The sequence below is a fragment of the Acetobacterium sp. UBA5834 genome (assembly GCF_002435675.1).
Classification (GTDB): Bacteria; Bacillota; Clostridia; order Eubacteriales; family Eubacteriaceae; genus Acetobacterium; species Acetobacterium wieringae.
In genome coordinates this window covers 21,523-36,108 of record NZ_DJGY01000012.1, presented here as the reverse complement: position 1 = coordinate 36,108, position 14,586 = coordinate 21,523, and the positions used below count along the sequence as shown (strand labels likewise).

11 protein-coding genes are annotated in these 14,586 nt (G+C 48.4%); 5 read left to right on the top strand and 6 right to left on the bottom strand.

All coding sequences use genetic code 11. From position 1 onward, the window contains the following. Nucleotides 1–287: 287 nt before the first annotated feature. The 5 genes from B3F51_RS02660 to lpdA all read left to right on the top strand — a co-directional run bounded on the left by B3F51_RS02660 (nt 288) and on the right by lpdA (nt 7,189). Nucleotides 288–2,249, top strand: a complete 1,962-nt coding sequence (locus B3F51_RS02660; RefSeq protein WP_286945323.1) for a sigma-54-dependent Fis family transcriptional regulator — start codon at nt 288–290, stop codon at nt 2,247–2,249. A 220-nt stretch (nt 2,250–2,469) separates the two neighbouring features. Continuing rightward, nucleotides 2,470–3,456 carry a thiamine pyrophosphate-dependent dehydrogenase E1 component subunit alpha gene (locus B3F51_RS02655; RefSeq protein WP_286945321.1) on the top strand — a complete coding sequence of 329 codons (987 nt, stop codon included), beginning with the start codon at nt 2,470–2,472 and terminating at the stop codon, nt 3,454–3,456. Next, nucleotides 3,453–4,427, top strand: a complete 975-nt coding sequence (locus tag B3F51_RS02650; protein ID WP_263992887.1) for an alpha-ketoacid dehydrogenase subunit beta — start codon at nt 3,453–3,455, stop codon at nt 4,425–4,427. Before B3F51_RS02655 ends, B3F51_RS02650 begins: the two co-directional genes overlap by 4 nt. 43 nt (nt 4,428–4,470) lie before the next feature. Next, a complete protein-coding gene (locus tag B3F51_RS02645; RefSeq protein ID WP_286945318.1) occupies nt 4,471–5,781 on the top strand; it encodes a dihydrolipoamide acetyltransferase family protein in 1,311 nt (436 codons plus the stop codon). 22 nt (nt 5,782–5,803) lie between these two features. Beyond that, nucleotides 5,804–7,189, top strand: a complete 1,386-nt coding sequence (lpdA, locus tag B3F51_RS02640; protein WP_286945316.1) for a dihydrolipoyl dehydrogenase — start codon at nt 5,804–5,806, stop codon at nt 7,187–7,189. Nucleotides 7,190–7,406: 217 nt separating this feature from the next. Here lpdA and B3F51_RS02635 read toward each other — a convergent pair whose 3' ends face one another. From B3F51_RS02635 to B3F51_RS02610, 6 genes are all read right to left on the bottom strand, one after another. Further along, on the bottom strand, nt 7,407–8,261 hold the full coding sequence (locus B3F51_RS02635; protein ID WP_250934345.1) for an SDR family NAD(P)-dependent oxidoreductase: 855 nt from the start codon (nt 8,259–8,261) through the stop codon (nt 7,407–7,409). A gap of 80 nt (nt 8,262–8,341) precedes the next feature. After that, the gene (locus tag B3F51_RS02630; protein ID WP_263992884.1) at nt 8,342–9,208 is read right to left on the bottom strand and encodes an AraC family transcriptional regulator; all 867 of its coding nucleotides are present in this window, start codon (nt 9,206–9,208) and stop codon (nt 8,342–8,344) included. A gap of 25 nt (nt 9,209–9,233) precedes the next feature. Further along, nucleotides 9,234–9,893: a vWA domain-containing protein gene (locus B3F51_RS02625; RefSeq protein ID WP_286945313.1), complete on the bottom strand. Its 660-nt coding sequence runs from the start codon at nt 9,891–9,893 to the stop codon at nt 9,234–9,236. Nucleotides 9,894–9,969: 76 nt separating this feature from the next. Continuing rightward, complete coding sequence (locus B3F51_RS02620) at nt 9,970–11,004, bottom strand: macro domain-containing protein (protein WP_286945312.1); 1,035 nt, start codon at nt 11,002–11,004, stop codon at nt 9,970–9,972. Between the two features lie 182 nt (nt 11,005–11,186). Then, the gene (locus B3F51_RS02615; protein ID WP_286945311.1) at nt 11,187–13,622 is read right to left on the bottom strand and encodes an ABC transporter permease; all 2,436 of its coding nucleotides are present in this window, start codon (nt 13,620–13,622) and stop codon (nt 11,187–11,189) included. Next, nucleotides 13,558–14,316: an ABC transporter ATP-binding protein gene (locus B3F51_RS02610; protein WP_286945309.1), complete on the bottom strand. Its 759-nt coding sequence runs from the start codon at nt 14,314–14,316 to the stop codon at nt 13,558–13,560. Before B3F51_RS02610 ends, B3F51_RS02615 begins: the two co-directional genes overlap by 65 nt. Between the last annotated feature and the right edge of the window lie 270 nt (nt 14,317–14,586).

The following is a 14,586-nucleotide window of genomic DNA, read 5'->3' as shown; positions in this document are numbered from 1 at the left end:
TATAGCATAAATTGGCATTTTCACCAACCCCATCCGGTCTTCCGGTATTGTAAAACCTGATCAATTAATTGCAATTTCTATTATTTTTTACGATTATTTTTGATTTATTTTAAAAACTCCGCTATAATGTGAGTCAATAAGGGCAGTAAGAACATCGCCTGACGCCGTGAATCGGCTTTATCTGCACATTAATGCTGCCGTTGCCTTCTTGCCGCCAATCGGATTCTCTGCGATCATACCATTCTTCCGCTGTTTTGCCGTATTCTTTCCAGAAAGGATTAATTAAGATGGAACCTGATCTGAATAAACTAAAAGATAACTGGACAAACTTTGTTGCACATGGCATTCTCGATAGCAATACCCGGCCAATTATTAAACGTTCCTGGGAATACTGTCAAAAAATCAAGCTGGATGTGAACGGTGGTAAGGGCGAAAGCATTGATGCCTGCCAGCTGGCCCAGGTTCTGGCCCAAAACCGGGAACTGATTAAAATCGCCCAGCCGATTATGCAGAATCTTTATGAAATCGTTTTATCCTCCCATTTTGTGCTGGTTTTAACTGACAAAAACGGCGTCCTCCTGGACACCATCGGTGATGAGGTGGTCAGTATGCGGGCTTCCGAGTTGCGGTTTTTAAAGGGCACCGTTTGGACCAATGCGGCGGTGGGCTCCAACGCCATCGGCATCGCCCTGGATGAAGATGGCCCGGTTCACGTGGTCGGTGCTGAGCACTATTGTGTTTCCCACCATACCTGGACCTGTTCGGCCACCACCATTCACAATGTCAAGGGCGAAATCATCGGCGTTCTTAATATGTCCGGGGAAAGCCATAAGCTCCACTCCCATACCCTGGGAATCGTAGTGGCGGCGGCCTACAGCATCGAGAATGAACTGGCACTTTCTCATACCTACCGGTCCATGTCAGCCTCGCTGGACAGCACTGAAGATGGGATTCTGGTCACCGATGAAAACCTCAATCTGCAGTGGATGAATGTCGGCGCCCAGAAGGTCCTGCGGATAAATATGGATGAATTTAATACGATCGGCTTTAAAAAAATCTTTAAAAAAATGGACATAGGCTGTGAAATCTGGAATAGTGATGAAACCACCCATTACTATACCGATGTCACCGCCCATATCGGCAGCCAGAAAATTCAGTGCAGCGCCAATATTTCAAGAATTCTAGAAAACGATCAGATTCAGGGCTACTCCATCGGCATCAGGGAGATCAAGCATCTTCACAGCGCCGTCAACCGGGTCAGCGGCAACGTCGCCATCTATACCTTTTCCGACATCATCACCCAGAACCCGCAGATGCGGATGATTATCAAAACGGCTGAAAAAATGGCCCGCTTTAAAAAGTGTATCCTGATCGAAGGAGAAAGCGGTACTGGTAAAGAAATGTTTGCCCATGCCATTCACCGGGCCAGTGCCTTTTCCCAGGGCCCCTTTATTGTCGTCAACTGCGCCTGCCTGCCCCGGGATCTGGTCGAGAGCGAACTGTTTGGCTATTGCAAGGGCGCATTTACCGGGGCGCTTAACGAAGGCAAGCCGGGAAAATTTGAACTGGCTGAAGGTGGCACCATTTTTCTTGATGAAATCGGCGAAATGCCACTGGAAGTTCAGGCCAAACTGCTCCGGGTGGTAGAAACCTGCACCGTTTCCCGGATCGGCAGCCAAACCGAACGCAAGCTGAATATCCGCATTATCGCTGCCACCAACCGCAATCTGGAGCAGGAAGTTAAAAACAAAAGCTTCCGGGAAGATCTCTATTTCCGTCTCAATGTGATTTATCTGCACATTCCACCGCTGCGGGTGCGGGGCGATGATATTGTCTGGGCCGCTTCCCACTTCCTCGATCGCCTCAATCGGGAATATCCGGAGCATAATAAAAGCTTGTCCAAAGAATTTCTGGAAGGTCTGAAGCTGCATCCCTGGCCGGGCAATGTCAGAGAACTGCAGAATTACATCGAACGAACCTTTTACCTCTGTCCCGAGCCGATTATCTCCAGCGATTACCTGCCGACCCCGCCCCCCCGTCAGTTCGTCGAAACCAGTGTCCTGCCACTGGCCACCAGCCCGACCCTGGATGATCTGGTCAAGGCCAATCTGGAGAAAATCCTCAAAGAAACCCATGGCTGTGTGGAAGCCTCCGCCGAAATGATGGGTCTGAGCCGGGCTTCGCTGTACCGCAAAATAAAAAAATACAAGATCGATATCAAGGATTTCCGTTATCTGTCGCAAATGTGAGATTTTTCTCATTTTTGCGACAATCGATTCGCAAATATGAGATACGCCTGATCAATCTGGCGTATCTTTTTTTGTTCAAAAAATCCCATTCTCAAATCAAATCCTATTTTAAAGCCATTTCAAAAAAATTCCCGCTGAATTTAAAAGTTGGCACGGTTCTTGTTATTAGTTAAGTCATCTAAAATCTTTGGATAATACAAAAAAGGAGACTATTGAATTTATGAAACTTGATAAAGCAATTATCAAAGACATGTACATCCGCATGAAACGGATCAGGGAATTTGAAACAAAGGCCATGAACCTTTTTGCCGAAGGGGCGATCCCCGGTTTTGTGCACCTCTATTTGGGTGAAGAAGCCGTTGCCACCGGCGTCTGCCAAGCCCTTAACGATGCCGACTACATCACCAGTACCCACCGCGGTCATGGTCATATCATTGCCAAAGGCGGCGATCTGAAATATATGATGGCGGAACTCTACGGAAAAGAAACCGGCTATTGCAAGGGCAAGGGCGGTTCGATGCACATTGCCGATGCCACCAAGGGTATTTTAGGTGCCAATGGTATCGTCGGCGCAGGCCATAATCTGGCTGTTGGCGCCGGTTTCAGCGCTCAATACCGGGGCACGGATCAAGTCTGCGTCTGCTTTTTTGGCGATGCCTCCACTAATCAGGGAACCTTCCATGAATCGATGAATCTGGCCAGTATCTGGAAACTGCCGGTTATCTTTGTCTGCGAAAACAACGGTTATGGCATTTCGATGAGCCAAGCCCGTCATCAAGCCATTAAAGATATCGCTGACCGTGGTACCGCTTATGGTATTCCCGGCATTTCAGTCGATGGCAATGACGTAATTGCCGTGCACGAAGCCGCTGTTGAAGCCGTTAAACGGGCTCGCAACGGCCAGGGCCCGACCCTGATCGAGTGTAAAACCTACCGTCAACGGGGGCATTTCGAAGGCGATGCCGGTAAATACAAACCCACCGAAGAGCAGGAAATGTGGATGAAAAAAGATCCGATGCCACGGATTGAAAAATACATGCTCGATAGCGACCTTTTCTCGGCCGAAGAATTGGCCGACCTTCAGGACTCTGTCGTCAAAGAAATTGCCGAAGCGATTGAATTCGCCAATGCCAGTGCTTATCCGGAATTATCCAGTGCGGTTAAAGATATTTATTTTGATATTGTTGAGGAGGTTCGTTCAAGATGAAACAAATGACTTATGGCGAAGCCATTCGTGAGGGCATGCGGATTCGCATGCAAGAAGATGAAAATGTATGTATTTTCGGCGAAGATGTCGGGGCTTTTGGTGGCTGTTTCGGTGTCACGGCCGGACTTTTCGACGAATTTGGTGATAAGCGGGTTCGCGATACTCCGATTTCGGAAGGGGTTATCATCGGCTGTGCCGTTGGTTCAGCTGCCACCGGCCTGCGCCCCATTGCCGAGCTGATGTTTATTGACTTCTTAACTGTCGGGATGGATCAGCTGGTCAATCAGGCTGCGAAAATGCGCTATATGTTCGGTGGTAATATTTCCGTGCCGATGGTTGTCCGTTTACCCGGTGGCGGTGGTGTCAGTGCTGCCGCTCAGCATTCTCAGTCATTAGAAGCCTGGTTGACACATGTTCCCGGATTAAAAGTCGTTTATCCCTCCACCCCACAGGACGCCCTGGGTCTGATGCTTGGCGCCATCGATGATGAAGATCCGGTTATGTTCGTCGAACATAAGGCGATGTATGGAATGAAAGGGGACGTTGATGATGTGATCGTTCCGATTAAACTGGGGGTCGGCGACATCAAACGGGCCGGCACCGATGTTACCGTGGTGGCCACCGGCAAAATGGTTCATGATGCCTTAAAAGCCGCTACCAAGCTGGAACAGGAAGGGATTTCTGTCGAAGTCATCGATCCCCGCACCCTTTATCCGCTGGATAAACAAATGATTTTTAACTCCATTGAAAAAACGACCCGGGTGGTTATTGCCACTGAAGAAGTCAAGCGAGGCAGCTTTGCCGGGGAATTGGCGGCAATGATTTCCGAAGCCTGCTTCTTTAATCTGGATGCCCCGATCAAACGGGTCAACGCCCTGGATACCCCGATTCCCTTTGCGCCCAACCTGGAAAACTTTGTCCTGCCCAACGACGTCGACATCTACAATGCCGTCAAGGAAGTGATGGCTTAATTTTTAAGGTTAACCATGAAATCAAAAAATTACGGAGGTTATTATGGCACAATTAATCGTCATGCCCAAGTTTGGGCTGACAATGACAGAAGGCACCATTGGCAGCTGGAATGTAGCTGTTGGCGACACCATTGCTGAAGGCGATATTCTCTGCGAAATCGAAACCGATAAATTGACCAATGAATTTGAATCCCCCAAAGCCGGGGTACTGCTAAAAATCATCGAGGGTGACGGTGCCACCGTTACCTGTCTGGAACCGATTGCCATCATTGGTGAAGCCAATGAAGATATTTCCGGCTTATCCGGCGGTACAACTCCCCAGGCGGCTGAGGAAGCAGCGCCCATCGAGGTTACTGTTCGCAGTGAAACGCCGGTCAAAACCGCTGGCGGGCGGATCAATGCGTCCCCGCTGGCTAAAAAACTGGCTAAAGAAAAGGGCATTGATCTTTCCTTAATCACCGGCACCGGTGCCAAGGGCAGCATCACCGTGGACGATGTCAACAATTATACCCCGGTAGCCGAAGCTGACCAGAAAGTCTCTGTTTCTCCGGTTGCTAAAAAAATGGCTGAAGCGTCGGGGCTTGATTTAAGTACCCTAGCTGGCGATGGTCGGATTATGAAAAAAGATGTGGCCGCCCGGTTAACTGAATCGTCAACAATCGAAACGGCCCCAGAAACCATCCTGCTTAAAGGTATGCGTAAAACCATCGCCAAACGGATGAGCGAAAGCTGGAGTATCTCGCCCCGGGTCACCTATACCCGGCCAGTCGATGCCACTGCCATGAAAGAATTCCGTGCTAAACTAAAACCGGAGTTTGATAAACGGGGGCTCAAGCTGACCTTTAATCATATTATCATGAAGGTCTGCGCCCAGGCCTTGCTGGAGTATCCGCATATTAACGGCAGCCTGGTTGATGATACCCTGGTCCTTCATCCTCACGCCCATATCGGTCTGGCCATCGGTCTGGATTCCGGACTATTGGTACCCAATGTGAAAAACTGCGACAGCAAGCCGCTTTCTCAAATCGCTGCTGAAACTGAAAAGCTGATTGCCGATGCCAAAGCCGGTTGCACCCAAATGGATGACCTGGTCGGCGGCACCTTTACCCTGACTAACCTGGGGGCTTATGGGATCACTTCCTTTTCACCGATTATCAATCAACCGGAGCTGGCAATTTTAGGGATTGATGCGATGGTTGATACGCCGGTGGTTATTGGTGGTCAAATCACCATCCGGCCAATGATGAATCTGAGCCTCACCGCTGACCATCGCATCATCGACGGCATGCTGGCTGCTCAGTTCCTGCAGCGGATCGGGGAATATCTTGAAAACCCCTCGCTACTGCTGGTTTAAGACTGTGAAAGAAGGTAAATCTATGACACATCTAGCAATCATCGGCGGTGGCCCCGGAGGATATGTGGCGGCCATTCGGGCAGCCCAGCTGGGCGCCCAGGTTACCCTGATCGAAAAAGACAAGCTGGGGGGCACCTGTTTAAATGTGGGGTGTATCCCCACCAAGGCCCTGCTCCATTCTGCCGAGGTGCTGACCGAAGCCAAAAATTCTGCCCAAATTGGCCTAATCATCCCTGAAGCAGGTTTTGACTGGACGAAAATTCAAAAACATAAGGAACAGATCAGTACCAAGCTTTCAGGCGGCGTCAAGGGCCTGCTAAAGGCCAATGGCGTCAAGCTCATCACTGGCAATGCCCAGTTTTTAAACGATGACGTCTTGCTGGTCACGGAAGCATCGGGAAAAACGGACGAACTACGGCCGGATAAAATTATCATTGCCAGCGGATCAATCCCTGCCCTGCCACCGATTCCCGGGATCAACCATCCCGATTGCATCGATTCCACCGGCGCCCTGTCACTGGCTCAGGTTCCAGAAAGTCTGGTCATTATCGGCGGCGGCGTCATTGGTGTGGAAATGGCGTCAGTTTATAATCAGTTTGGCTCCAAGGTAACGATTGTCGAAATGCAGCCGGGGATTCTGCCGCTGATGGATGGCGAACTGGGAGAAATGCTACGAAAAAAACTGATGCGGGATGGGATTGAGATTTTAACCGGTACCCAGGTCTTATCGATTGACGACAATGACAATAAGGTGACTGTTAACATCAACAAGGATGGCAACAACAGTGCCATCATCGGCGAAAAGGTATTGGTGGCAATTGGCCGAAAAGCCGAATTATCAACACTGGGACTGGATAACACAAGCATTAAAACCGATAAAAAAGGCATTCTTGTTAATCCGAAAATGCAGACCAACGCCCCCAATATTTACGCCATCGGCGATTGTCTGGGGAAAACAATGTTGGCCCATGTGGCCTCGCAGCAGGGGGAAGTTGCCGCCGAAAACGCCTTGGGCCATGAGGCTATCTATGACGAAAAAACCAACCCCTCCTGTGTTTACACCAACCCCGAATTCGCCAGTGTGGGTCTGACTCAAGAAGATATCCGGGGTCGGGAAAAAGACTATTCCATCGGCCGCTTTCCGCTGGCCGCCAATGGCAAGTCACTGATTATGGGGTCTACCGAGGGAATGATCAAAATCATCTCTGATAAAAAATATAAAGAAGTGGTAGGCGTTCATATTCTGGGCCCCCGGGCCACCGACCTGATTGTCGAAGGCGCCCTGGCGCTGCGGCTGGAATCCACGGTGGAAGAAATCATCTCTACCATCCATGCTCACCCCACGATCGGGGAAGCAATTAAAGAAGCGGCCCTGGCGACGGAAAACCGGGCGATTCACTGGAAATAAACCGCATGCGTGTGAAATGAGAATTCAAAACGTGCGAACCAAAACGGCTACCTCCTGGCCCACGCCACCATCGATGAAGCAATCAAAGAGGTAGCCCTGAATACTGATTAAAGAACACTTGAAAAACTGAAAAATTCTAACTCACTGTACATAATCAGAGATCCGGAAGTTGATAAACATATCAATGCCCGGATCTCATTTTTTTAGCCATATTTTATTAGTCCTCCCATAACAGGCTTCTCAGGGACTCCGGGTGATTGCCGTTTATATCGGTAAAACCGTAGTAATCGGCTAATTCTGCCGTAATCAGGATTTTTCCGGTCTCACGCAGCCTTTGTTCATCCTGGGCAAGGGCCGCAATACTCCGCCCAACAAACTGGGGACTTTCCATTTTTGACAGCTCAACCGCTTCATTATATTTGGCCAATTCAACCATCCCTTCGGTGCTCACATTCCCGGGATAAAGGGAGATGACCGTCACGCCATAGGGTTTCAGTTCATGGGCCATATCTTCTGACATCCTGTCGATAGTGGCTTTACAGACGCCATAGGCAACATTATTGAAATACCGCTGACCGCCATAAAACGATATGTTCACGATCAAACCACTGTTCTGCTTGACCATCTGCGCTGCCGCATATTTGCCGGCGACATAATTTGAACGTACGCCCACCTGGTAATGATCATCCCATAAGGCAACCGGCTGTTCCCAAAACGGGGTGTTGAAAAAGTAATCGCTCATGGCATGAATGCCTCCGCCCCAGGCATTATTTACCAGAATATCCAATCGGCCCTGTTCCTTTGTGATCCGTTCAAAGAGGGTCTTCACCGCTTCGTCATCGCAATGATCACAATAGTGAACAATCCCCTCTCCCCCCAGTTGATTGATGGCCGCTGCGGTATCCGCCAGGGTCGACCGATTCAAAAATTCCGGTAAGGGATATTCCCGTTTTTCCCGGCCGGTCACATAAACGGTGGCACCTGCTTCACCCAATCCAAGGGCGATACCTCGCCCCACACCTCGGCTGGCTCCGGTAACAACGGCAACTTTTCCTCTTAAATCAAACATCATGCTCCACTCCTTATCATCATTTAGTTGGTCACTACCATCCTAAATCTTTTCGGAGTATTTTTCATGACATTTCTTGCTATTTAAAGCCGCTTTTTGACTGGGATGAGGATTTCAACAGCATTGGTCTGAAAATAGTCCGCCCGGTAAATGTTGATCATACCGATGCCAATGGGTTTAATTTCAATTTCTTTAATCATAATCAGCCGGTACAGATCTTCTTCAAAGGTTTCGCCAATATTAAACATATCACCACGATACGTAAAGCTCATATACCAGCCCTCAGGAATGATCCGCACTGTCAAGCGCTGATCAAAATTGTTACTTTCGGTCTGTTTTCCATAGAATACGGTATAGCCCTCATCTTCGCTGCCATGACAATTGACAATCGTGAAAAAACAATTGTGATCAAGCCCTTCATATTGGCCGGTTTCGGTCAAAAATTGACTGCCAAAGCGATTGAGATCAACCGCAAAGCTTTCATCCCCGCGGTTGACTTCAATACTTCGCCCCTGTAACGGGATGGCTTGGCGATAGACAAAACTTTCTTTTAGCACCAGTGTCCCTTTGTAATTAATAATATCCCGTTCCACCACAGCGATTTTTTCCACCCGAACGCCGGCATTTTTTTCTTTTTTATAAACAGAAGGTGAGATCCCAAACTGCTTTTTAAAGGCCCGACTATATACCTCCGGGTATTCAAAGCCAAAGTCATAGGCGACATCAATCACAGCTGCATCCCTGTGATCCAGCCGCTCCAATGACTGGGTCAGCTTACGTCCCAGGATGTATTGCTTTAAACTGATCCCAACCACGATCTTAAAGATCCGATTGAAGTGAAAGGCCGAGACATAGAAATGTTCCGCCAGCTCTTCCAGTGTAAGGGCTCGGGTGATGTTTTTTTCAATATAATCAACGGTTTCATTGATAAGACTGACATACCTGTTCATAGTTGCTTGCTAATCTCTCCCGCTTCTAATTTTTTCCCCGCCGTTTGTAATCCTCATCAATTTCAGCCTTCCAGTTGGCCGGAATCGGGTTGCAGGCCCGCATTTCACTGACCACCTCACTGACCACCCGATAGTTCAGTTGGGTTCCCTGACTATCGGCATGATAATTAGCGGCTCGATCAGCACCGATCCCAAACCGGGCGGCGGTTTCGATGGCATCAATATTGGCCCCCAGGAAAATAAATTCCCACTGATACTGGGTTTTCTCCAGTTCAATCAGACGCTTAATTTTTTCATAGGAATATTCCCGGCTGGCGTTTTCCAGGCCATCGGTGGTGATCACAAAAATGACCTGATCGGAGCGATGCTCCGGCTGAGTATGACGCTGGGCATTGGCAATCTTGTGAATGGTTTTTCCGATCGCATCCAACAGGGCGGTGCAGCCGCCGACATAATAGTCGTTTTCAGTAATCGGGGCAACCCCATGAATATCAATCCGGTCATGAAGCACTTCGTAACCATCATCAAAAAGTATGGTCGTGACCCGAGCCTCGCCGGGCGCCTGTTGCTGTTTTTTAAGCATGGCATTATAACCACCGATGGTGTCGCTTTCCAATCCTGACATCGAGCCGCTTTTATCCAGAATAAAGACCAGTTCCGTTTTACTTGTTTGGTTTGTTTTCATGATATTATCCTCCGTTTCTTTGATAAGTAGAGAATAGCACGATTGGTCTGGCTGGTGGTCGCTTTTAAAACGACAATCAGGCCCCCAGCAATGCCTGATCAAAGGCAAAGAGGGCTTCGTTGATTTCATAGATGTTATAATTTTCGGCACTGATAAAATATTCAATGATCAGATCAAAGATATGGCTGTGGGACAGGGCATAGCCCGCCCGCCCCAGCAGATCATGGGTCTCGTCAAGGCTTAGCTCCAGGGCAATGGCAAAGGCGATGGCAGTGGCCTTGCTGGGATTATAATCTTTCTTGCTACGGATCTTGGAAAACAGTTTCCGGTCGATATTGGCTTTTTTATAGGCTTGGACATCGGTCATGCCCTTTTCATCAATCAGCCGCAGCAGCATCTCTGAAAAGGACTCATCCAATTGGCCCAGCACATCGGCCAGACTTCGTTTGACTGATACCGCCGGAGCTGGCATAAAGGGCCGGGTTTCGGCCAATTTTTCGACTTGAGCCCGCATTTGGCTGCGATTATAGCTGGGCAACTCCGGCTCGAATTCCATATTGCGTTCATAAATCGGATGTTCATCCACATAATGATCATCAATAAATTTTTCGATATCGGTAAATAGCTTTTCACTGAAAGCAAAGGCTTTCTTATCAAAAACCACCAGATAAATAAACATCTCATGTTCCAGCAAAAATTCTGTGATGGCCACTACCGCAATCTTCAAGGCCTGATCCTTGGGATAGCCATAGATGCCCGACGATATCAAGGGAAAAGCAATGCTCTTACAATGATGTTTCAGGGCCAACTCTAGCGAACGGGTATAGGCCCGGTGCAGCAGCCGGGCCTCGTCGGCACCACCGCCCTGCCAAACCGGCCCGACGGTATGGATGATCTTTTTTGCCGGCAACTGGTAACCGTCAGTGATCACGGCTTCGCCCACTGGGCAGCCACCAATCTGGTCACACTCGGCCTGGAGCGCCTCGGCCCCGGCAGCGGCAAAGATCGCCCCACAAACCCCGCCGCCCATTTTCAAGCCACTGTTGGCGGCATTGACGATGACGTCCACCGTCATTTTAGTAATATCGTTGCGGATGATTTCAAATGGCATGGGTCACAATCCTCTCTGTTCCAATCCGGCTTCCTCATACTGCCTGATTCTGAACGGGCATTTTTCTCATCATACCAGTTGCGTTACCTTTTTTCAATAGTGGATCATGCTTCTCTTGAGAACAGTTCCGGCGCAGCCAGCGATTTTCTGACGCTAGCTATTTCCGAGCTCCGTCATCAGTCTTAATCCACCCCTTCTTCAAACATCTGGCAGGGGCTGATCTTTCTAATCTTACCGGCAACAATCAACACCGTTGCCAGCCCCAGCAGACTGATGCCAATTGCCGTAAGCAGCACCAGGCCGGGGTCCACATAAAAATCGCAATTGAGAATCCCATTGGCCGAAAGCATCAGGGCCAGCAGCGGATTAGTGGCAAAATAGCCAGCAATGGCTCCGACCACCGCAGCCCCGATAATAACCGGCATCTGACTGATTAAGATCTGACCAATCAGCTGATTGGCGGTAAAACCAAGAGCCTTGGACACCCCCAGTCGGGTCCGCTCCCGCAAGATCCGCACCCGGATCACCAGAAACAGAACGAACACAATAATCACAGCAATTATCCCTAAACAACCAGTGACGATAATTTTTATCGACGCTTCAAAGGAATCCAACATCATCTCGACGGACTCAAAATAGCTGTTGGTTTTTATTTTCTCGGATCCATATTGATTATTTATTTTGGTGATGAATTTTTCGGTATCCTGACCCTCAGCCAGATATACCATCAGGTTTTGTTCCCGATAGGACGGCAGTAGTTTTTTCATTCCGGCGGTGGTGATGGCTGTGGCTTTTCCCAACGCATTAAACTGTTGAATGACTCCTACCACCAGGAATTCGCAGTTAATACCGTTGTAATCGATCGATACCGTATCACCCATCTGAGCACCCAGCTTACCCAGTACAATACTGGTGATGGCAATTTCATTATCATACACCGGCATCCGCCCCTTTACACAGGTATCAACTTTCAGGCGGCTGTAATCTTCGGTGACTCGGGTCATGGCACTGCTTTCCTTATCTTTAAATTTAATCACGCCATCAAAGGAAACTAACCGGATGGTATCTTCGACCTCCGGCATTGCGGCAATTTCTGCAAAGATTGTTTCTTCATCATCTACGGCATTCACTTCAACTTCAGCGGTTTCCAGTCCGATTAGTTTGATCATGGCGGTTTTATCGACCGAAAAATTATAGTACGACGCCAGCGCAAAGACGGTTACCAGACTCAGTAGCATGATGATCAGCCCGGCGATGAGATTCTGCCGTTTATTAAAAATCAGTGACTTAAAACCCATGGCCGTATTAAGGCTCAACCTGGTCTGATCCAGGGGGATGCGGTTTTTCCCAAAATGATGGGTTTCGATGCCGCTGCGCAGGGCGGTTAAGGGGGTGATTTTTTTGATTTTTGCGGCACTGAAATAGGAAATTCCCAATACCGCCATCGTAATCACGCACAGACTTGCCAACACCGCCTGGGGATAAAGTCCGGTGGCCCAACGCAGCCCGATTGAGGATGACACCACATTGGTAATCACCGGCGAAATTAACAATGCGGCGCCTAGCCCCACCATAAATCCAACAGCAGTCATCAACAGATATTCCACCAAAATCGAGTTGAGAATCTGCCGGGTTGTATAGCCCATGGCTTCCAAAGTGCCGATATTTTTAATGTTGTTTTCAATGTGAGTGGTGGTGGAAAACTTGATGACGATGGCGGCAATCGCCAAGATGATAATCGAGAAGGATACCAGCACCGCCATAATGATATTGATAAAAATAGCTACGCCGGTTTTCGTTGTTCCATAACAAATGGAGACGTAACTACCCGTCCCATCAGGTAATCTGTTTTTTGTTTCTTTGACATATTCCGATTCAAAGGCTTCGGTATTATTGATGTCAGTGGTCATTACTGCGAAGTAGCTGCATTTTGAGCCAAACTGAGGCTGCGCCAAAAACTCCTGCAACTGCTGTTCGCCTACATATAATTTATACATACTGACATTGGAAGGACTGGCAAACATCAAATCTTCATAGAAACCGGCGATCTCAAGCTCAGTACTGACTTCATCCACCGTCATTTTCAGGGTATCGCCGGTTTGATAACCGTTAGCTGCTTTTAAAACATATGGCGCAATGACTCCATTAGGGGGCATATTCTCGGCCGGATCAATGATCTTAACCTGAGATATTTTCCGGGCGGTATCCAGATTTAAAAAGACCGCCGGAATACTGTTGGCCTCTTCCCCCGTGTTTATATTCTGAAATGAGGCCGATATCGATATCACTCCCTCTTCCTGTTCACTATAGGAATAAGACGGGATGGACTGATAAATTTCCCGTACATCCTGGTCATGCGTACCATCGGTAATAAAGATCAGGTGGGCACCGTTCGCTTCGGCATTTTTCTGATCAATAAAGCGATCCATATTGGCCAGCACCGATATTCCCACATAAAGAAAAATTGTGGCAATGGCAATCAGGATGATCAGGGTGGCCGTGGCCACCTTGGCCTTTTTGATATTGTTGGTTGCAATCATCAGACTGTTCATACTACCAGCCCATCCTTTCCAGGAATTCCCGGAGGATTTGATGGCGATCCGGATCATCTTTGACATAGGCGCCCAGATTCAGTTCATCGATAATGACCCCATCTTTTAAATACAGAATACGGTTAGCCCGGCGGGCCGTTTTGATATCATGGGTCACCATGATAATGCTCTGACCGGAAGCATTCACCTCAGTCAGTACGTCGAGCACGTTGATGGCATTGGTCGAATTGAGGGCGCCGGTAGGTTCATCCGCAAAGACGATTTCTGGGGCATTGATCAACGCCCGGACAATTGCCACCCGCTGGGCTTCGCCGCCGGAAAGCTGAGAGGGATATTTTTGATAGCTGACATCACTTAACCCCACCTGCTGCAGTAGTTCCCTGGCCCGGGCGGCGACGGCCTTTTTGTTGCGGCTGACCAATAGTCCCGAGATCATAATATTATCGAGCACCGTCATGGTATCATTGAGATAGATCTGCTGAAACACAAAGCCGCAATGCTTTCTACGAAACACCGCCAGTTGATCATTGGAATAGTTGGAAATCGCTTCGCCTTTAAAATCGATGGTTCCCAGGGTCGGCTTGTCCATCCCCGACAGGGCATAAAGCAGGGTCGATTTTCCCGAACCCGAGCTCCCCATAATAACCGTGAAGTCTCCGGCTTTGATTTCAATGTTGAGATTTTTTAAAACATGCTGCATGATGCTGCCGTTTGAATAGGTTTTACTGAGCATTTCTGCTTTTAAAATGGTGTTTGACATTTTGTTTCCTCCCAATTGACTGATTAGATTAGGTAATTGCAAAACTACCGTGAGCTTTGCGCCCAGTTTCGCACGAAACAATTTTTACACTGTACGGCGGACAGTTCTCTGAACTGTTCGCCTACACGTTACAAAATTGTTTGTGGAAACTGCACACAAAGCAACCATTGTTCAATGCTTTTTCATTTCGCAATTACCTAGACTGATTGGATCTTTATCCCAAAGATAAAAGACCATGGTCGGCTTTTGCTTTCCATGGCCTAATTATAT